Raw genomic sequence first — 20,425 nt, forward strand, 5'->3', positions numbered from 1 at the left:
TCGGCAATCCGTATTTCCGTATACGTCAACTCGCGCCCATACTCTGCTACAAAGCGGGTTTTTTAAGCCTAAAATACCTGCAACGCCGCTAACCATGCGGCCCATGGCCTGATCCTGGCGCGCCTACCCGGCGCCACCAAGTTTGGGCGCGATCTGACACAAAACCGGAGACACCACCATGCCCGATACCACGGCAAACGGCCCAGCAACGTCCACCAGAGACGCCGCCCCATCCCGCCTGACCACCGTCAGCCTCGACGACAAATACACAGCCATCAAAGGCGACATCTTCCTGTCCGGCATCCAGGCGCTGGTGCGTCTGCCGATGATGCAGCGCGTGCGCGACCAGGCGGCCGGCCTGAACACTGCCGGTTTCATTTCCGGCTACCGCGGCTCACCGCTGGGCGGCCTGGATGAAAACCTGTGGAAAGCCAAGCCGCACCTGGAAGCGCACCACGTGCAGTTCGTGCCGGGCGTGAACGAGGATCTGGCCGCGACCGCCGTCTGGGGTTCGCAGCAGGTCGACCTGATCGGCGAAGCCAAGTACGACGGCGTGTTCGCCATGTGGTACGGCAAGGGCCCGGGCGTGGACCGCTGCGGCGACGTCTTCAAGCACATGAACCACGCCGGCACGTCCAAACACGGCGGCGTGCTGCTGGTGGCCGGAGACGACCACGGCGCCTATTCGTCGACGCTGCCGCACCAGTCGGACCACCTGTTCTCCGCTTCGATGATCCCGCTGCTGTATCCATGCAATGTGCAGGAATACCTGGACCTGGGCATCCACGGCTGGGCCATGTCGCGCTTCTCCGGCTGCACGGTGGCGTTCAAGGCGCTGGCCGATACGGTCGAATCGTCGGCCTCGGTCGACGCCGATCCGTTCCGCGTCGAAGTCAAGATCCCGCACGACTTTGTCATGCCGGAAGGCGGCCTGAATGCGCGCCTGTCGAGCATCCCGCTGGGCCAGCAGGCGCGCAATCAGGAAGCGCTGATGCAGGACTACAAAATCTACGCCGCGCTGGCCTATGCGCGCGAGAACAAACTCAATCACACCACCATCACCAGCCCGAACGCCAAGCTGGGCATCATCGCCTCCGGCAAGTCCTACCTGGACGTGCTGGAAGCGCTGGAAGAACTGGGCATCGACGAGAAGATGGCGGCCGACGTCGGCCTGCGCCTGTTCAAGGTCGCGATGCCATGGCCGCTGGAGCCGGACAGCGTGCGCGAGTTCGCGCAGGGCCTGGACGAGATCCTGGTGGTCGAGGAAAAGCGCCAGATCGTCGAGTACCAGCTGAAGGAACAGCTGTACAACTGGCGCGACGACGTGCGTCCGCGCGTGATCGGCAAGTTCGATGAAAAAGGCGAATGGGTCGCGCCGCGCGGCGAATGGCTGCTGACCTCCAAGGCCGACTTCTCGGTGTCGCAAGTGGCGCGCGTGATCGCCTCGCGCGTCAAGCGCCTGATCTCGGACCCGGTCACCTGCGACCATATCAAGGCCCGCCTGACCTTCCTCGACGCCAAGGACGCGGTGCTGAAGAAAGCCATCAACACCCCGTTCCGTCCGGCGTTCTACTGCTCCGGATGCCCGCACAACACCTCGACCAAGGTCCCTGAGGGCAGCCTGGCGCTGGCCGGCATCGGCTGCCACGTGATGGCGACCTCGATCTACCCAGAGTTCAACAAGCTGACCACGCACATGGGCGGCGAAGGCGCGCCGTGGATCGGCCAGGCCGCGTTCTCGAAAATTCCGCACGTGTTCCAGAACTTGGGCGACGGCACCTACTTCCACTCCGGCTACCTGGCGATCCGCGCGGCCGTGGCGGCCAAGGTCAACATGACCTACAAAATCCTCTACAACGACGCCGTGGCGATGACGGGCGGCCAGCCGGTCGACGGCATCACCTCGGTGCCGATGATCGCCCAACAGATGGCGGCCGAAGGCGTCAAACGCATCGCGCTGGTCACCGAAGACTTGAGCCGCTATACCGACCGCAGCGCCCTGCCATCCATCGTCAGCCTGCACGACCGCAAGGACATGGACGCGGTGCAGCGCGAGCTGCGTGAAGTGGGCGGCGTATCGGTGCTGATCTACGACCAGACCTGCGCGGCCGAGAAGCGCCGCCGTCGGAAAAAAGGTGAGTTCCCCGACCCGGCCAAGCGCATGGTCATCAACGAAGCCGTGTGCGAGGGCTGCGGCGACTGCGGCATCCAGTCGAACTGCACCTCCATCCTGCCGAAGGAAACGGAGTTCGGCCGCAAGCGCACCATCGACCAGTCGTCCTGCAACAAGGACTACTCGTGCGTGAAGGGCTTCTGCCCGAGCTTCGTCACCATCGAAGGCGGATCGCTGAAGAAGACCAAGACCGGCGTCACCAAGGACAACGCCGACGACGGCTTCGGCGCCCTGCCGGAACCGGTGCTGCCATCGTGCGATCAGCCGTACAACATCCTGATCAACGGCATCGGCGGCACCGGCGTGATCACCGTCGGCGCGTTGATGGGCATGGCCGCTCACCTCGAAGGCAAGGGCGCTTCGGTGCTGGACATGACAGGTATGTCGCAGAAAAACGGCTCCGTCACGTCGCACGTCAAGGTCGCGAAGACCCCGGCCCACCTGCGCGCGCAACGCATCGCCACCGGTGAGGCGGATGTAATCCTCGGCTGCGACATGCTGACCGCCGGCGCCGCCGACGCGGTATCGAAGATGCGTCCGGGCCGCACGCTGGCCATCGTCAACCTGCACGAGCAGCCGCCAGGCACTTTCGCGCAGAACGCCGACTGGCAGTATCCGGTGGCGGAAGTGCGCGCGCTGATCGAGGAATCGGTCGGCGCCGGCGCCGCCGATTTCATCGACGCCACCAAGCTGGCCACCGCGTTGATGGGCGACTCCATCGCCGCCAACCTGTTCATGCTCGGTTACGCATGGCAGAAGGGCCGCATCCCGCTGACCGAAGCGTCGCTGCTGCGCGCGATTAAGCTGAACGGCGTCGGCATCGCGTCCAACAAGAAGAGCTTCCTGTGGGGCCGCCGCGCCGCCGTGGACCTGAAGCGCGTCGAGCGCGTGGCCACGCCTACGCAAGCGATCGTGATGCAGATGCCGCAAAGCCTGGAGAACGTCATCAACAAGCGCGTCGAGTTCCTGACCGCCTATCAGAACGCCGCCTACGCCACCACCTACGAGCAGCTGGTGTCGCAGGTGCGCGCGAAGGAGACCGCGCTGGGCCTGGGCAACAAGCTGTCCACCGCCGTCGCCAAGTACGCCTTCAAGCTGATGGCCTACAAGGACGAATACGAAGTGGCGCGCCTGTACACCGACGGCCGTTTCGTCGAGCAGCTCAAGCAGCAGTTCGAGGGCGACTTCTCGGTCAAGTTCAACCTGGCGCCGCCGATGTTCGCCAAGAAGGACGCCAAGGGCCATCTGGTCAAGGCGGAATTCGGTTCGTGGATGTGGAGCGCGTTCAAGCTGCTGGCCAAGTTCAAAGGCCTGCGCGGCGGCGCCTTCGACATCTTCGGCTACACCGAGGAGCGCAAGATGGAGCGCGCGCTGATCGTCGAATACCGTGAATTGGTCAATTCGCTGACGGACAAGCTGTCGCCGGAAAACCACGCCACCGCCGTGGAACTGGCCGGCCTGCCGGAGAAGGTGCGCGGCTTCGGCCACGTGAAGGAAAAGGCCGTCGCCACCTTCCGTACCGAGAAGGCGCGCCTGCTGGCGCAATTCAGCCAGCAGCGCGCCGCTTGATTGAGACGTAACCCCGCAACCCGCACGCGGGGGTCAGACCCCATGCGGGGTCTGACCCCTGTTTGCCGCAGTACGGGGTTCGATTGGATTGACGTTAACGTAAACGTCATATAATGAACCAAATAAAGCACAAAAGCCCAAGGGACACCATGAACGACCTCTCCGCTCCGAAAATCGCAGCCGTGCCGGATCAACCGCGCCTGAACAACAAAGTCCGTTTCGTTACCGCCGCCTCGCTGTTCGACGGCCACGACGCCTCGATCAACATCATGCGCCGCATTCTGCAATCGAACGGCGTCGAAGTGGTCCACCTCGGCCACAACCGCTCGGTCGACGAAGTCGTCACCGCGGCGCTGGCCGAAGACGTGCAAGGCATCGCCATCTCCAGCTACCAGGGCGGCCACGTCGAATACTTCAAATACATGATCGACCTGCTGCGCGCGCGCGGCGGTGCGCACATCAAGGTATTCGGCGGCGGCGGCGGCGTCATCGTCCCCGACGAAATCGCCGACCTGCATGCTTACGGCGTCACCAAGATCTTCAGCCCGGAAGACGGCCAGCGCATGGGCCTCGTCGGCATGATCCAGTGGATGGTGCAGCAGTGCGACATCGACCTGTCCAACTATTCGCCTACCTCGCTGGCGCCGTTGAAGGAAGGCGACATCGCCGCTCGCCACCGCCCGCTGGCCCAGCTGATCACCGCGCTGGAAAACGATAAAGCCTCCCCTGCCCTGCGCGCCGAACTGCTGGCCGCCGCCGAAGGCCTGGCCGTGCCGACGCTGGGCATCACCGGCACCGGCGGCGCCGGTAAATCCTCGCTGACCGATGAACTGATACGCCGCATCCGCCTCGACCAAGGCGACGCCGTCAACATCGCCATCATCTCGATCGACCCGTCGCGCCGCAAATCCGGTGGCGCGCTGCTGGGCGACCGTATCCGCATGAACGCGATCAATCCGTGGAACGGTCAGACGCGCGTCTTCATGCGCTCGTTGGCCACGCGCGAAGCAGGCTCCGAAATCTCGCAGGCGCTGCCTGACGTCATCGCCGCCTGCAAAGTGGCGGGCTTCGACCTGGTGATCGTCGAAACCTCGGGCATCGGCCAGGGCGACGCCGCCATCGTGCCGCACGTCGACGTGTCGATGTACGTGATGACGCCGGAATTCGGCGCCGCATCGCAGCTGGAAAAAATCGACATGCTCGATTTCGCCGACTTCATCGCCATCAACAAATTCGACCGCAAAGGTTCGCAGGACGCGCTACGCGACGTCGCCAAGCAGTACCAGCGCAACCGCGAAATGTGGAGCAAGCGTCCGGAAGAAATGCCGGTCTACGGCACCCAGGCGTCGCGCTTCAACGACGACGGCGTCACCGCGCTGTATCAAGGCCTGCTGCCTAAACTGGAGCAGTTCGGCCTGAAGGCCAAGCCGGGCAAGCTGGCGCCGGTGGATGTGCGCTTCTCCAGCGGCAAACATGTGATCGTGCCACCGGCACGCGCGCGCTACCTGGCGGAGATCGCCGACACCGTACGCGGTTACCACCGCTTCACGCGCAAGCAGGTCACGCTGGCGCGCGAACGCCAGCAGCTGACCGAATCGAAACGCATGCTGGCCATCGCCCACAAGACCGCCGACTTCGCGGTTGAGCTGAATGAGCTGATCGCCGAGCGCGATGCGGAAATGGACGGCGGCGCCAAGAAGCTGCTGGCCCAGTGGCCGGACATGCAGGCCGCGTATGCCGGCGACGATTACGTCGTCAAGATCCGCGACAAGGAAATCCGCACCCGCCTGATCCAGCACACCCTGTCCGGCACCAAGATCCGCAAGGTGGCCCTGCCGCGCTACGAAGATCACGGCGAAGTGCTGCGCTTCCTGATGCTGGAAAACGTGCCGGGCTCCTTCCCGTTCACGGCCGGCGTGTTCGCCTTCAAGCGCGAAGGCGAGGACCCGACCCGCATGTTCGCCGGCGAAGGCGACGCCTTCCGCACCAACCGCCGCTTCAAGCTGGTCTCCACCGGCATGGACGCCAAGCGCCTGTCGACCGCGTTCGATTCCGTGACCCTGTACGGCGCCGATCCTGCGCTGCGTCCTGACATCTACGGCAAGGTCGGCAACTCCGGCGTTTCGATCGCCACGCTGGACGACATGAAGGTGCTGTACGACGGCTTCAACCTGTGCAGCCCGAGCACCTCGGTCTCGATGACCATCAACGGCCCGGCGCCAACCATCCTGGCGATGTTCATGAACACCGCCATCGACCAGCAGGTCGACAAGTTCGTCGAAGAGAACAAGCGCCAGCCTAGCGCCGACGAAGCGGCCAAGATCAAGGACTGGGTACTGCAGAACGTGCGCGGCACCGTGCAGGCCGACATCCTGAAGGAAGACCAGGGCCAGAACACCTGCATCTTCTCGACCGAGTTCTCGCTGAAGGTGATGGGCGACATCCAGGAATACTTCGTCCACCACCAGGTGCGCAACTTCTACTCGGTGTCGATCTCCGGCTACCACATCGCCGAAGCGGGCGCGAACCCGATCTCGCAGCTGGCGTTCACGCTGTCGAACGGCTTCACCTTCGTGGAAGCCTATCTGGCGCGCGGCATGCACATCGACGACTTCGCACCGAACCTGTCGTTCTTCTTCTCCAACGGCATGGACCCGGAATACACGGTGCTGGGCCGCGTGGCGCGCCGCCTGTGGGCCGTGGCGATGCGCGACAAGTACGGCGCCAACGACCGTTCGCAAAAGCTCAAGTACCACGTGCAAACGTCGGGCCGTTCGCTGCACGCGCAGGAGATCGACTTCAACGACATCCGCACCACGCTGCAGGCGCTGATCGCGATCTACGACAACTGCAACTCGCTGCACACCAACGCCTACGACGAGGCGATCACCACGCCGACCGACGAATCGGTACGCCGCGCGCTGGCGATCCAGCTGATCATCAACCGCGAATGGGGCCTGGCCAAGAACGAGAACCCGAACCAGGGCTCGTTCATCATGGAAGAGCTGACCGACCTGGTGGAAGAAGCGGTGCTGCAGGAGTTCGAACGCATCGCCGAACGTGGTGGTGTGCTGGGCGCGATGGAAACCGGCTACCAGCGCGGCAAGATCCAGGAAGAGTCGATGCTGTACGAGCACCAGAAGCACGACGGCACGCTGCCCATCATCGGCGTCAACACCTTCCGCAATCCGAAGGCGACCGGCGAGCCGCAGAAGATCGAACTGGCACGCTCCACCGACGACGAAAAGCAGTCGCAGCTCACGCGCCTGGACGACTTCCACGCCCGCAATGCGGACGCGGCGCCGGCAGCGCTGGCAGCCTTGCAGCAGGCGGCCATCGACAACGCCAACGTGTTTGAAAAGCTGATGGACGCCGTGCGCGTCTGCTCGCTGGGCCAGATCACGACAGCGCTGTTCGAAGTCGGCGGCCAGTACCGCCGCAATATGTAAGGCAGCAGAAAGGGGGCGGATCATCGCCCCCTTGTTTGCTTCTACCTCACGCCCTCTCCAGCGTCCGTAGCGCCTCGTCAAGCTGGCGCTCCAGTTGATCCACGTTTGCATAACCGGGACTGATGCCGATCCGCCGGCCATCGGCTTCGAGCAGCAGCGCCGGGAAGCTGCGGATGCCCATCGCCCGCACCACGGCGAATTCGGCCAGCGTGTCAGCTATCGTCGCGGGATGCGACCACGCTGCCAGGAAGGCTGCGGCCTCCATCGCAACGCCTTGCCCCTGCAATTCAGTCACGGCCGCCCGGGCCAGCACCGCGCCGTCGGTGGTGTCCAGGCCGTCGACATAGAACGCCCTTTGCAGCGCGCGGAACACCGCCAACTGGTCGGCGCCCGGCGCCACACGGCGCGCCGTCACGACCGCGCGGCATATCGGCTCGGTGTCATAGACGAAGTTCTCACGCGCCATCAATGCCTTGCGATTAAACGGCAAACCACTGCTTTCCTCGACCCGCGCCCAGTGCGTGAGGCGGAACTGCTTGCCGCTGTCGTCCAGCACATCGGTGGCGCCGGCGCGCAGGCCGCCGACCAGGATCTCCACCGGCAGCTCCGGGTGCCGCTCCGACAAGGCCGTCATTTCCTTGCCGAAGCCGTAGCACCACGAGCACATGGGGTCACCAACAAAAAGCAGCTTCATTACCATTTGCCGTTGTGTGCACCGCCGTCCACCCGCAGCACTTCGCCGGTGACTTGCTTGGCCTCGGTCAGGTACACCACCGCATCGGCGATGTCCTCGACGTTGGAAATGGTGCCCATCGGATGCAGCGACTTCAGGAAGTCTTGCGGAATGCCCTTCAGCAGCGGGGTGTCGACCGATCCCGGCGAGACCACGTTGACGCGGATGCCGTCCTTGGCGAATTCCGATGCCAGGCTGCGGCTGATGGCATCGATGCCGCCCTTGGTAATCATCGGCACGGCCGCGGTCAGGGCCGCGTTGGGCGCATCGACCAAGGTGCTGCTGATGCCGACGATGCTGCCGCCACGCTTCTGGGTCAGCATCTGCTGAATCACCAGTTGGCTGATGTGCAGATAGCCGTCCAAATTCGTGCGCACCAGCGCATTGAAATCATCCTGGGTGTATTCCAGGAAGGGCTTGGCGATGAAGATGCCGGCGTTGTTCACAAGACCGTCGATGCCGCCGAATTTTTTCATGGCGGTATCGACGATATTGACCGCGGTCGCTCGTTCGGCAATGTCGCCATCGACCAGCGCCAGCCGGTCCGAAGGCGCAAACGTCGCGCTCTTGCTGATGCTGCGCGAAGTCGCGACCACGTTGTAGCCGCGTGCCAGGAAGGCGTTGACGATGCCCGCGCCTATGCCCTGCGATGCGCCGGTGACGATGATGGTTTTTTGTTGTTGCTGGCTCATGATGCTCTCCAAGTAAGTGGTCGGTTTCATCCGACCTCTGTCGATCGGATGAAACCACTGTACGCCGGAGGTAGAGCCAGATAAATACGGGCAACGGACAAAAAGTAGTTACGTCATGTAATGAATAGTGGCTCCATCATCGCTCATTGTTGCTTGCGGCGGCGAGCCAGCGCACCGATGCCGGCCAGGCCAACGACAAGCATCATCGTCCCGGCCGGCTCGGGCACGCTGGACACCACCACACCATCCACCCGCAGTCCCTGGTCCAGTCCCAGGAAGGTCGCGTCATACCACTGGCCGCCCTGCATCAGCGCATAGCCACCCAATGCTTGCGGCGCCATGCCCGGCATGCTGCTTTGACTGCCCGCGCCATAGCTCGACGTGAACACCACCCAGTAAGTGCCAGGCCCCACTTTCCAGTCCAACGCCGACACGCCATTCCAGGCCAGCGCGCCGGCACTGGTGGCGACACTGGCCGATTGCAGCACGCTGCCCGGTATGAAGCCGCCATCGCCGTCTGCGCTGTTGCTGAACAAGCTGACACCCACCGTGCCCGCATCCGTGCTGAAATAGCCGGAGATGCCGGTTATGGTCAGCGCGCCCGTCACCGAGAACTGGCCGGCGTAGCTATGGTTGCTGTTGAACGCCCAGCCGCTGCCGACGGCGTTCGACGGCGTACCCGTGTCGACCACCAGCGCGGCCTGCGCCGACCCAACCGCCAGGCACAGCGCGAAAATGAAACTCAATCGTTTGAAGAACATGCGTTTCCGCCTTTCAGATGTGGATGCGATTACTTCAATTTGCCGGCGCCGGCGTTGGCCGGCACTGAGCTCAGCGTGGCGGTCGCGGTTTGCAGCGCGTACAGATACGGCGGCGTCCACAGATTGGCGGCGCTTGGTAATGCGAGACCGCACTGGCCGTCGACCAGATTGGTGCCAGCCTTGTCGCTGACGAAGACGTGGCCGGACGAACGGAAGCCGGTATAGTCCTTGCCTTTGATAGCCTTGCCGCAGAACTCAGTCAGCTTGAGACCCGTGATGTTGTAGTAGTGATTCTCGATCAGCATGTTCGAGTGGTAGCGCGCATCGGTGCCGCTTTCGAACTTGATATCGGCATCCTTGGTGGAGACGCTGCCGGTAACGAGGTTATTGAACATGTGAACCTGGCCATAGCGATTCAACGGCAAGCGCGTGGTCGCGCCGTCCCACCAGTTGCCGCTGAAAGTCACATGCATGCGGCCCTCGTCGCTCCACGCGCGGCCGGAGTCGCCATTGCCCACCAGCGTGGTCTTGTGGTGCTTGCCGAAGTAGCTGTTGGATATGGTGACGTAGTCGCTGCCCCGTACCACATCGAGCGCGCCGTCATGCCGCGTGGTGTAAGGGGCGATTGCCAGCGAGTCCGGCGTATCACCATCACTGATGGTCAGGTGATCGAGGTAGATGTTCTGCCCACGCGATACCGTCAGGCCGTCGGCGTAGGCATTGGCCGAGTCCTCCGGATTGACGTCCCACGGCGTATCGAGCACCAGGTTGCGCACGATGACGTTGCGGGTCCAGGTTGGATAGTCGTCGCCGTCCTTGCCGTCGGCGATCCACTTCTTGAAGTCCGCTTCCGGATCGCCACCAGCGGTCAGCGCGAGTTCGCCGCCGATCAGCAGCGCCGTGCCGGTGATGCGGGCCGCGCGGCCCTGGGCGTCGTTGATGCCGACCAGCGTCGTATTCGAGGGCAGGCTGATCGAACCGCCCAGCTTCTGATCCGAATAGCTGGTGTATTCCTTGAACACCGTATTGTTCTGGCTCCAGCGCAGATCGATATGGCCAATCACGCGGATGATCTTCGGTTCGTTGCCGGCTTCGTTAATGGCGGCGATCAGTTGCTGGCCGTTGTACACGGTGTAGATGCGGTTCGCGGTGGCAGAGCCGCCGCCCGTCACCAGCACCGGCGTCTTGCGCGTGCGGGCGTGCCAGCCGGTGGCCGGTGCGCTGTTGCGCTCAAAAGTCAGCACGCCGCCGGTCGGATCGGCCGAGGCGAACTGCCACACCGGCAGCTTGGGCGCGGCCATGTAGTTGGCGGGATCGTGCAAGCCGCCGACCAGCACCGGGGCCGAGTAATTGCGCACGCCGTATTGGGCCGTTTGCAAGGGAGTACTGGCGCCGACGAGGGTCTTGGCGTCTATCGTTGCGGCCTGCGCGGCCGATGCCAGCAGGATGCCGGCGGCGATGAGTGAGTATTTCAAGGTTGTCTCCATTATTAGAAAGTAACTGGCTGTGCGAGTGACGATCCGTACCCACGTGTTGGTGCCTTGCGCGCCGCAATGCCAAATCGATTTTCGAATCGAAAACCGACGTGAGATATCAGCCGGAGCGAATCACGACCGATATCTGCCAACTGGGTGGGTCTGGATAAACATTCAGCATCCGACTGCGATAGCTGAAACAGGCACCTTGCGTACCTGTCGCCGTTGCGACGAGGGCTGGTAGCCGAGGTCGCGCAGGTCAAGGATCGAAGCCAGCCTAAGGACTTACACCGGCATCGATTGATTTGATACTAATCCGTCAGAAAAAAATATGCAACAAGGATTCAGAGGGCGTGACGCGTGGCACAGCGCCCGCGGCAAATCGCGGCCCGTCGCAAGGACATTGCGACATTATGTAACGACTGCGTTGATTTGCTTGCACCATGCCGGTCCGACATCAATCACGAAAATCGGATACCCTAAAGTACTCGGGAACGGATGGCGAGACTTGTCGGCGTTTTCGGCAGCTCGGGCTTACAACCCCAAATAGGTTAATTACCGTAGCCAGTCAGCATGGCGATCTTTCGAAGGAACGGATATGGCTCTTCATCATGCATCCTCGGGCGAGTTGATTGACATTCGTCCCCTTGCAAGCAAACTCAAAAGCGCACGCACGGAAACGCTCTACAAATCGGACCGTCTGGAAGTGTTTCGCATGGTCCTGCTGACAGGCAAGGGAATGCCGGCACACCAGGTGGCCGGCGAAGTCACTATCCAGTGCATCGAGGGAAGTATTGAATTGACGGCTGAAGGAACAAGCCAATTGATGCGCCAGGGCGACTTGATATGCCTGGCCGGCGGCAAGAGCCACGCGCTCAAAGCAGTAGAAGATTCGTCGGTTCTTGTCACAATATTGTTGCATGGTGCGTAATCGCTACTCTCGATGTAATTCTTCCACATGAAACGCGAGACTGCGGCGAATGCACCGCTTGTTTGCACGATCGGCCATTCCAACCGATCGCTCGACTCCTTCCTCGAGCTGCTTCGAAGCAATGAGATCGCCCACCTGCTCGATGTGAGAACCGTGCCGCGATCCCATCACAATCCTCAATTCGGTCGCGACGCACTGCCGGCGTCGTTAGCTGCGGTTCAGATTGCCTACACCCATGTCCCGGGTCTCGGCGGCTTGCGCCACGCGCGGGCCGATTCGACCAATACTGGCTGGCGCAATCCTTCGTTCCGGGGCTACGCGGATTACATGCAGTCAGCCGAGTTCGCCGACAACGTTCAGCGGGTCGCGGACCTGGCACGTGCAGAACGTTGTGTCCTGATGTGCGCAGAAGCCGTTCCGTGGCGCTGTCATCGCTCGATGATCGGCGACGCACTTCTTGTTCGCGGTATTCGCGTTGAAGATATTATTGGGCCGAAGGGGCGCAAGCCCCACGTTCTAACTGCGTTCGCCCACGTTGAGGGAACCCTCGTCACCTATCCGTCCCCCTCCCTGGGCGATACGGATACCACCCGAAATCAAGAGCGATAAGACTGCCCCCATTGCGATGCACAAAGGAACGGCGCTGAAACAAGAAAAGAATTAAGATCGATGGCCAACATCGGATGGCCAACATCGTCAAGGAGCGAACTGATGAGCAGCAGACTCAGGGCGGGCAATGTCAGACTGAAACGGGCATACGAGCCGCCTTCCCAAGACGACGGCACGCGCGTATTGGTCGACCGATTATGGCCGCGCGGCATGAAGAAGGCAAACGCGGCGCTGGATCACTGGGCGAAAGACCTCGCCCCCAGCACCGAGTTAAGGAAGTGGTTCGGACACGACCCCGCGCGCTGGCCAGAGTTTCGGCTTCGGTATGCCGAGGAGATGCGCCAGCATGGCGAACAGCTCAGGCAATTGCGCGCGTTGACGCGCACGAACCCGATCACGCTCATCTATTCAGCCCATGACGAATTGCATAACGACGCAGTCGCGCTGAGAGATTTTCTCTTGGGCAGGAAGACGAAGACGGGGCACTGAGGTGCGAAGACAATATGCGGAAAGTGGAATATCCCACTCTCGAAGGATTGTTGACTGCGGTGCGCCAATGCCGGGCTTGCGCGCCGCATTTGCCGTTTGGCCCGCGTCCGGTGCTGCAAGCCGGCGGCGCGGCGCGCATCCTCATCGTCGGTCAGGCGCCCGGCGCACGCGTGCATGAGTCTGGCATACCGTGGGATGATCCGAGCGGAGAGCGGCTGCGCACGTGGATGGGGATCGACGCTGCCAGGTTTTATGACGCGTCGCAAATCGCGATCATCCCAATGGGATATTGCTACCCGGGACGAGGCAACGGCGGCGACTTGCCCCCACGCCGTGAATGCGCGCGCTTGTGGCTCGATCAATTGCTGACCAAACTGCCGCAGATTGAAATGACGCTCTTAGTTGGGCTGCACGCGCAACGTCACTTTCTGGGCAACCGGCGCAAGCGGTCATTGACCGAAACCGTCAAGGCGTGGCGCGAGTATGCGCCTGAATATCTCCCGTTGCCGCATCCTTCGGCGCGCAACACGCCATGGTTCCAGCGCAACCCTTGGTTTGAAAGTGCGCTATTGCCCGGGTTGCGCGAACGGATCGAGGCGCTGTCCGACCAAGACGCAACATCCTCACGGAGGCAGCGATGAGAAGAGCCGTATTCTTCAACCTGACCCAGATTCAAATGCCGGTTGGTGCCGTGACGTCGATCACCCATCGGATCACCGGCATTTTGCTGGCGATCGGCATCCCGTTCGGCGTCTATCTGCTCGATCAATCGCTGCGAGATCCCGCATCCTATCTGGGGGTAACGCGGCTGTTCGCATACCCGGCGTTCAAGGTGGCTGCGCTCGCCTTTATCTGGGCACTGGCACATCATCTATTGGCCGGCGTGCGCCATCTCCTGAGTGACATCGATATCGGTTCGCGCTTGACGACCGCGCGGCGTAGCGCTTGGAGCGTCAACCTTGGCGGGCTCGCCGTGGCACTGCTGGCTGCAGGAGCATTGTTGTGAGACGGGCTGTTTCCGGCCTGCGGGCGTGGCTGGTGCAGCGCGTGACTGCGCTCTACATGCTGCTGTTCCTCGTTTTTCTGCTGACACATTTTCTGCTTGAGCGGCCCACATCGTATGTGGCCTGGCATACCTGGATCGCGATCCCCGTGGTCAGTATCACCGCGCTCGTTTTCTGCGCTGCGTTGTTGGTGCACATGTGGGTCGGCCTACGCGATGTCATCCTCGATTATGTCAAACCGCTCGCCATTCGCGTCGGGGCGTTGGCGTTGCTGGCTCTCGGCCTGGGCGGGCTTGGCGCATGGGTAATGCGTATCTTATGGCACGGGCATGGCTGAGGCGCCCTTCAATACGTAAGAAACTGGGAGAAAAAATGAAATTTTCAATTTTCCGCTTCAATCCAGAACAAGATAAAAAGCCGTACATGCAGGATTTCGAGATTGAATTGGACGCCACCGACCGGATGCTGCTGGACGTTATTCTGCGCATAAAAATGCAAGATGATTCGCTAACGATCAGGAAATCATGCCGTGAAGGCGTGTGCGGTTCTGACGCAATCAATATCAACGGGCGCAACGGACTCGCATGCGTCACCCGGATATGGGGTCTTAAGGAACCGGTGGTGTTGCGCCCCTTGCCGAGCTTTCCGGTAATCCGCGACCTGGTGGTCGACATGACCCAGTTCTTCAAACAATATCACTCCATCAAGCCTTATCTGATCAACGATGACCCGCCTCCGGAAAAAGAGCGCCTGCAGTCGCCGCAGGAACGCGATAAGCTCGACGGTCTCTATGAGTGCATCTTGTGCGGATGCTGTACTAGTCAATGTCCGTCATCATGGTGGAACCCGGACAAATTCGTCGGGCCGGCCGGCCTGCTGCAGGCCGAACGTTTCATCGTTGACAGTCGGGATCGGGCCACGCAGGGACGTCTCGACGACTTGAACGATGTTTATCGGCTATTTCGCTGCCGCACGATCATGAACTGCACCGAAGTGTGTCCCAAGGGGCTCGCGCCATCACGCGCAATCGAACAAATCCGCTTGATGATGGTCAAGGATTCGCTATGACGAACGCAACGGCAATTCGTGACCACCTCTGGGCGGTCTCCTCTGGATCATCGATTTCATAATACATCAATGAAAAAGGCAGAGCGCATCAAGAACTATCTGAGTTGAGCAGGTCCGACTGTTGATCCGGCAAGCAGCACCGGCTGCCACAGCTCCTGCAATTCGCCGGCCGGCTTGCCTTCCACCAGTGCCAGCAGCATCTCGACCATGCGGGCGCCGGCTTTGTGCGCGTCGGGCTGGTCGATGGTGGTGACGTCGACGCCGGCCAGCGTATCGGCCATGCTGCCCCAGACGATGACCGACATCTCCTTGCCGATATCGATGCCCGCGTCGCGCAGCGCGCGCACCGCGCCAACGCCAGACAGATGATTGTCGACGATGACGGCGGTCGGCCGCGGCGAACACGCCAGCAACTGCTGCATCGCCTGATAGCCGCTGCGGCGGTCCAGCGTATTGTCGATCAGGTAGCGCGTATCCACTTCCAGCCCGGCCGACGCCATCGCTGCCACAAAGGCGTCCTTGCGCTGGCGGGCGAAGTTCAATTCCAGCGGCGCGCTGACCAGCGCCACGCGCTGATGGCCCAGTCCCAGCAAGCGCTCCATCGCCATGCGGATGCCCGCCGCGTTGTCGTAGTCGAACCACGCATACGGCGCATCGAGCTGGGTGCGTCCATGCGCGACAAAGGGAAATTTGGCTTTGCTCAGAAAGGCGATGCGCTCGTCGCGCACCAACGTGCGGCTGACCACCAGGCCATCCACACGCCGCCCACGCACGATCTGCTGGTACGACGGCTGCTCCGCCGCCGGCGACACCGGCGCGATGATCAAGTTCTTGCTGACCTGCTCCAGCGCGGCCGACATGCCGGCCACCACGTCGAGGAACATCGGATCGCCCAAGTCCGCCGGCAGCAGCGGATAGATGATCCCGAACACATTGGTGCGTCCCAGCGCCAGCGAGCGCGCCATCGGATTGGCCTGGTAGCCGTTCTCCTTGGCCGCCTTCAGCACGCGCTCGCGGGTCCGGCCGTTGACCTCGGGGTAACCGTTTAACGCCCGGCTCACCGTGGTTTTCGACATGCCGAGTAAATTCGCGAGGCGCTCCAGGTTCATAGATAATTGCTCAATGTTGACCGCTGATTATAGCGGACGGGTCGAAACCACCACCACCGTCATCTACCGCTTTTTTGAAAAAATACAACATAATCAAGACGATAGAGATGGGCACCAGAGTCAGGTAGAAGGCGAAATGGCCACTGAAATTACCGAACACGTAACCGGTGATCAGCGAGCCGGTGGTGCCGCCCAGTGCTGAAAAAATCACCAGCAGGCCGGTCATGGCCGAGTGCTGGTTCTTCGGCAGCGAGCTGAGCATCACCGAATTGATACCGGGGTAGATCGGCGCCATGAACAATCCGATCAGCGGGAACAGGAAGGTCGCCAGCGGTGCGCTGGACCAGCTGATGTTCGGATCGGCCACCACGTCGTGCGTCAACGGCAGCGCCAGCAGCACCATCGCCGCCATGCCGATCACGCAGGCGTTCATCACCGGATACCAGTTCAATTTGCGCATCAACACGCCGGCCGACAGGCGCCCGATCGCCAGGCAGGCGGCAAAGATGCTGGTCACCTGCACGCTCATCGCCGCCGGCAGTTTCAGGATCTCGTTGTTAAACGTCGGCAGCCAGGTGCCCACGCTTTGCTCGATCAGCACATACAAAAACGCCGTGATGACGAACACGCACACCAGCGGCTTGAAGAACAGCTTGAGCATGGCGGCGAAATCCTGCGCGATGCTGCGGCCCTGCGGCAGCGCCGCCATGTCCTCGTTGAAGGGAGTGGTCAGCAGCAGCGCAAACGTCACTGCGCACAGCACGGCCAGCACCCAGTACACCTGCAGCCAGCTGCGCGACAGCGGATCGGACGAATCGATGAAGTAGCCGAACACCCAGTAGGCGCTCAACACGCCGACCATGAAAAAGCCCTCCAGCAGGTTCATGATGCTGGCGTGCTGCTTACGGTCGGCGGCGATCAGGCCCAGCGTCGAATACACCGACACCTTCACCAGCGCGAACGATACGCCGACGCAGAAGAACAACAGCTTGGTGGTGGCGAACGACGGCAGCAGCGGCATCGCCACGCAGGCGGCGGTGACGATGGCCAGCCCGGTCAGCATGGCCTTCTTGTAGCCGATGCGCGGCAGGAAGGACGCGATCAGGAAGGATACCGCCGCAATCGGCAAGTCCTTGAACCCTTCCAGCACGCTGGCGCTGGACTTGCTGACGCCGTAGTTGTTGATGACCTGAAGGATGACCGTGCCCACGCTATTGAGCAGGATCGCAAATACAAAGTAAATCAGAAATAGCGCAAATAGAATGCGATTGTTCTTCATACTGTCTCCGAATTTTTATAATTTATATTATTTAGTATGATTCGAGATTGAAGTCGCTCAGGCTCGTGATGACCACGTCCGCCTGAGTGAGCACAAAGGGATGGCCTATCCCCAGTGCGAACATGCCGGCCGATTTAATCGACGCCACCCCCGCCACCGCATCCTCGACGCCGAGACAGTCTTCCGGCGCCACGCCCAGTTCCCGCGCCGCCTTGAGGAAAATCTCCGGATCCGGCTTGCCGCGCGCGATGGTCGCCGCATCGACCACGTAATCGAATTTATCGGTGATGCCCAGGCGGCCCAACACGGTAAAGGCGTTCTTGCTGACCGAAGCCAGGCCGATGCGCAAACCCCGCGCGCGCACCGTGTCGAGCGCCCGCACCGCGCCCGGCAGCAGGTCGGCTGCGGACATGGTGGCGATCAGCTCCTGGTAGTGCAGGTTTTTTTCGTCGGCCAGCGCCAGCTTTTCCTCGCTAGTGTACGCCCGCTTGGACGACGCCAGGATCAGGTCCAACGATCCCATACGGTCGATACCCTTCAGGTTCTCGTTGAAGGCGTGATCGAAATGCACACCCTGCGATTCCGCCAGGCGCTTCCACGCCAGGTAGTGATAGTGGGCGGTGTCGGTGATGACGCCGTCCAGGTCAAAGATAACGGCTTTAAAGCGGCTCATGCGAAACTCCTCGATTGCGTCGGTTGCGACAGCGTCAGTGCGACGGGTTCGCCGCCATGGGTAAAGTTCAGTGCATCGCCTTGCAGCAGGCGGTAATCGGCGCGGCCAGGCTCCACGTGCACCTCCAGCAGCGCGCCCTTGAAGTGAATCTTGAACGTGTAGTGCTGCCACTGCTTCGGCACCGACGGCGCGAAATGCAGCTCGCCGCCCACCACACGCATGCCCGCGAAGCCATACGCCACGCCCATCCAGGTGCCGGCCATCGCCGCCGTGTGCACGCCGTAGTGCGTGTTGCCGTGGGTGTCGTCCAGGTCGAGGCGCGCGGTCTCCATGAAGTAGTCGTAGGCCTTGTCCGCGTAGCCCACTTCCGCCGCGATGATGCTGAAGATGCAGGACGACAGCGACGAATCGTGCGTCGTCACCGCCTCGTAGTAATCGAAGTCGCGGCGCTTGTCCTCCAGCGTGAACTGGTCGGACAGCAGCAGCAGCGCCAGCACCACGTCCGCCTGCTTGCACACCTGGTGGCGATAGATCACCATCGGGTGGTAGTTCAGCAGCAGCGGGTAGTTCTCCTTCGGCGTGTTGGCGAAATCCCACACTTTCTTGGACAGGAAGCTGTCGTCCTGCGCGTGGATTTGCAGCGCTTTGTCGTAAGGAAGATTCATCAGCGATGCGGCGCGGCGCCATGCGGCCGGCTCGTTCGCATCCAGCGCGGTGGCGGCGGCGATGCGCGCGAACTCCGCCGGCTCCCGCGCCTGCAACTGCTCCGCGATCGAGGCCGCAAAGTTCAGGTGCATCTGCGCCATCGCGTTGGTGTAGTAGTTGTTGTTGACCAGCGCCGTGTATTCGTCCGGCCCCGTCACCTGGTTGATGCAGAAGCGCCCTTCGCGGTCATAGCTGCCGATGCCCATCCAGATGCGCGCCGTCTCCATGACGATTTCCGCGCCGTGCTTGACCAGGTATTCCAGGTCATTTGTCGCTTCCATGTACAGCTTGATGGAATAGGCGATATCGGCGTTGATGTGATACTGCGCCGTCCCCGCAGGGAAGTAGGCCGAGCATTCGTCGCCGGCGATGGTGCGCCATGGGTACAGCGCTCCGGTGGCATGCGACATCTGGCGCGCGCGCTCGCGCGCCTTCGGCAGTCCGGCGTAGCGGTACTCCAGCAGCTTGCGGGCGATCTCCGGCTTCGAATACAGGAAGAACGGGAAGATGTAGATCTCCGTATCCCAGAAATAGTGGCCTTCGTAGCCCTCGCCCGTCACGCCCTTGGCGGAGATGTTGGTCTTGCCGTCGCGGCCCACCGATTGCAGCAGGTGGAACTGGTTGAAGTGGATACCTTGCTGAAGCGCGTCGTCGCCGGCGATCTGCACGTCGGCCTGCTGCCAGAAATCGGCCAGGTACTGCTCCTGCGCCAGGCGCAGGTCGTCGAAGCCGGCCGCCTTGGCGGTGGCCAGCGTGTCTTTGCTGCGCCACATCAGCTCCGCCTCCGCGTAGTCGCGCGAGGAGAAGTAGCTGCCGTACTTGTTCAGAGTGACAGTCTGGCCGGCTTGCGCTTGCAGCTCATACGTCTGCGTCAGGCGCTGCGCTACCTGCGCGATCTCGATGGTCGCATCGGCGCCAGTCAGTTCGGTGTCGGTGGCGCTGACCAGCATGAAGCCGCTGTTGTGCGTGCGCTGCACCAGCGCCGCGAAGCCGACGTTCTGCTCGTGGCCCACCATGTGCAGCGACTGGCCGGACACCGCCGAGCCCACGCGCGGATCGTCGCCGGCTTCCTGGTTCTTCACCGCGCCATCGAGCGCCGACACCAGCCGCAGGCGGCCCGCGAAGTTCAGCGGCGTCACCGCGAACTCGATCGCGAACAGATGCTTGTTCTCGAAGCACACCAGACGGCGGCTGTGCAGCTTCACGCTGCGGCCCTGCGGCGAGGTCCATTCCACGGTGCGCGTCAGCACGCCGGTACGGAAGTCCAGCACCCGCTCATACGATTGCACGGAGCCGTTCAACAGGTCGAAGCGCTCGTCCTCCAGCCACAGCTCGATGCCCTTCGCATTCGGCACGTTCAGCATGAACTGGTTGACCTTGGCCAGGCCGTAGGCCGCTTCCGGATACTGGATAGGCTCCGATTCGTAGAAGCCGTTCAGATAGGTGCCGTCGAGCGAAGTGCCGGCCGGGCCGCTGTAGCCCTCCTCGCCGGTGCCGCGCAGGCCGATGTAGCCGTTCCCCAGCGCGAACAGGGTCTCGTCGAGAAAGTGGGAGTCGGTGTCGAAACTGGTCTCGCGGATGCACCAGGCTTCGAGGGGATAGGTGTGTTGTTGCACAGCGTATTCCTTAAAAATGCGATTCAAAGCGGTTTGAATTTTGAAAAAAGCCGGTTTATTGACGTTTTGGGCTCTATTCAAGGGGAAACT

The 20,425-nt window shown here is 61.9% G+C and carries 17 protein-coding genes; 9 read left to right on the plus strand and 8 right to left on the minus strand.

Going from position 1 to position 20,425, the window contains the following annotated elements; all coding sequences use genetic code 11:
* The first annotated feature begins 178 nt into the window (after window positions 1–178).
* Both RUGAMON1_RS31085 and icmF read left to right on the plus strand, forming a co-directional pair.
* Entirely contained in the window at window positions 179–3,742 is a 3,564-nt protein-coding gene (locus RUGAMON1_RS31085; RefSeq protein WP_445234138.1) for an indolepyruvate ferredoxin oxidoreductase family protein, read from the plus strand.
* Between the two features lie 149 nt (window positions 3,743–3,891).
* Window positions 3,892–7,191 (plus strand): fused isobutyryl-CoA mutase/GTPase IcmF, encoded by a 3,300-nt coding sequence (icmF, locus tag RUGAMON1_RS31090; RefSeq protein WP_445234139.1) that lies wholly within the window; start codon window positions 3,892–3,894, stop codon window positions 7,189–7,191.
* A 46-nt stretch (window positions 7,192–7,237) separates the two neighbouring features.
* On the opposite strand, the gene RUGAMON1_RS31095 is transcribed toward icmF, so the two are convergent.
* The 4 genes from RUGAMON1_RS31095 to RUGAMON1_RS31110 all read right to left on the minus strand — a co-directional run bounded on the left by RUGAMON1_RS31095 (window position 7,238) and on the right by RUGAMON1_RS31110 (window position 10,852).
* Window positions 7,238–7,885, minus strand: a complete 648-nt coding sequence (locus RUGAMON1_RS31095; RefSeq protein ID WP_445234140.1) for a DsbA family protein — start codon at window positions 7,883–7,885, stop codon at window positions 7,238–7,240.
* Entirely contained in the window at window positions 7,885–8,616 is a 732-nt protein-coding gene (locus RUGAMON1_RS31100; RefSeq protein ID WP_445234141.1) for an SDR family NAD(P)-dependent oxidoreductase, read from the minus strand. Before RUGAMON1_RS31100 ends, RUGAMON1_RS31095 begins: the two co-directional genes overlap by 1 nt.
* Before the next feature lie 143 nt (window positions 8,617–8,759).
* Entirely contained in the window at window positions 8,760–9,377 is a 618-nt protein-coding gene (locus tag RUGAMON1_RS31105; RefSeq protein WP_445234142.1) for a PEP-CTERM sorting domain-containing protein, read from the minus strand.
* A gap of 29 nt (window positions 9,378–9,406) precedes the next feature.
* Entirely contained in the window at window positions 9,407–10,852 is a 1,446-nt protein-coding gene (locus RUGAMON1_RS31110) for a pectate lyase family protein (protein ID WP_445234143.1), read from the minus strand.
* Between the two features lie 598 nt (window positions 10,853–11,450).
* On the opposite strand from RUGAMON1_RS31110, the gene RUGAMON1_RS31115 reads away from it, so the two are divergent.
* The 7 genes from RUGAMON1_RS31115 to RUGAMON1_RS31145 all read left to right on the plus strand — a co-directional run bounded on the left by RUGAMON1_RS31115 (window position 11,451) and on the right by RUGAMON1_RS31145 (window position 14,953).
* Window positions 11,451–11,783 (plus strand): cupin domain-containing protein, encoded by a 333-nt coding sequence (locus RUGAMON1_RS31115; protein WP_445234144.1) that lies wholly within the window; start codon window positions 11,451–11,453, stop codon window positions 11,781–11,783.
* A gap of 27 nt (window positions 11,784–11,810) precedes the next feature.
* Window positions 11,811–12,392, plus strand: a complete 582-nt coding sequence (locus tag RUGAMON1_RS31120; protein WP_445234145.1) for a DUF488 domain-containing protein — start codon at window positions 11,811–11,813, stop codon at window positions 12,390–12,392.
* Window positions 12,393–12,494: 102 nt separating this feature from the next.
* Complete coding sequence (locus RUGAMON1_RS31125; protein WP_445234146.1) at window positions 12,495–12,881, plus strand: DUF488 domain-containing protein; 387 nt, start codon at window positions 12,495–12,497, stop codon at window positions 12,879–12,881.
* 14 nt (window positions 12,882–12,895) lie between these two features.
* On the plus strand, window positions 12,896–13,522 hold the full coding sequence (locus RUGAMON1_RS31130; RefSeq protein ID WP_445234147.1) for a uracil-DNA glycosylase family protein: 627 nt from the start codon (window positions 12,896–12,898) through the stop codon (window positions 13,520–13,522).
* A complete protein-coding gene (gene sdhC, locus RUGAMON1_RS31135; RefSeq protein WP_445234148.1) occupies window positions 13,519–13,887 on the plus strand; it encodes a succinate dehydrogenase, cytochrome b556 subunit in 369 nt (122 codons plus the stop codon). Before RUGAMON1_RS31130 ends, sdhC begins: the two co-directional genes overlap by 4 nt.
* On the plus strand, window positions 13,884–14,222 hold the full coding sequence (sdhD, locus tag RUGAMON1_RS31140) for a succinate dehydrogenase, hydrophobic membrane anchor protein (RefSeq protein ID WP_445234149.1): 339 nt from the start codon (window positions 13,884–13,886) through the stop codon (window positions 14,220–14,222). The genes sdhC and sdhD overlap by 4 nt, the downstream gene beginning before the upstream one ends.
* Window positions 14,223–14,257: 35 nt before the next feature.
* The gene (locus RUGAMON1_RS31145; protein ID WP_445234150.1) at window positions 14,258–14,953 is read left to right on the plus strand and encodes a succinate dehydrogenase iron-sulfur subunit; all 696 of its coding nucleotides are present in this window, start codon (window positions 14,258–14,260) and stop codon (window positions 14,951–14,953) included.
* Between the two features lie 95 nt (window positions 14,954–15,048).
* Here the strand turns inward: RUGAMON1_RS31145 and RUGAMON1_RS31150 are convergent, their stop codons facing one another.
* From RUGAMON1_RS31150 to RUGAMON1_RS31165, 4 genes are read right to left on the minus strand one after another with little or no spacing between them, the layout of a single operon-like run.
* The gene (locus RUGAMON1_RS31150; RefSeq protein WP_445234151.1) at window positions 15,049–16,062 is read right to left on the minus strand and encodes a substrate-binding domain-containing protein; all 1,014 of its coding nucleotides are present in this window, start codon (window positions 16,060–16,062) and stop codon (window positions 15,049–15,051) included.
* Between the two features lie 10 nt (window positions 16,063–16,072).
* Window positions 16,073–17,341 carry an MFS transporter gene (locus tag RUGAMON1_RS31155; RefSeq protein WP_445234152.1) on the minus strand — a complete coding sequence of 423 codons (1,269 nt, stop codon included), beginning with the start codon at window positions 17,339–17,341 and terminating at the stop codon, window positions 16,073–16,075.
* Between the two features lie 31 nt (window positions 17,342–17,372).
* Window positions 17,373–18,014, minus strand: coding sequence for a beta-phosphoglucomutase (pgmB, locus tag RUGAMON1_RS31160; protein ID WP_332853386.1), 642 nt, complete (start codon window positions 18,012–18,014; stop codon window positions 17,373–17,375).
* Window positions 18,011–20,335 carry a glycoside hydrolase family 65 protein gene (locus tag RUGAMON1_RS31165; protein ID WP_445234153.1) on the minus strand — a complete coding sequence of 775 codons (2,325 nt, stop codon included), beginning with the start codon at window positions 20,333–20,335 and terminating at the stop codon, window positions 18,011–18,013. The genes pgmB and RUGAMON1_RS31165 overlap by 4 nt, the downstream gene beginning before the upstream one ends.
* Window positions 20,336–20,425 lie beyond the last annotated feature (90 nt).

This window comes from Duganella rhizosphaerae (assembly GCF_040364205.1).
Taxonomy (GTDB): domain Bacteria; phylum Pseudomonadota; class Gammaproteobacteria; order Burkholderiales; family Burkholderiaceae_D; genus Rugamonas; species Rugamonas rhizosphaerae.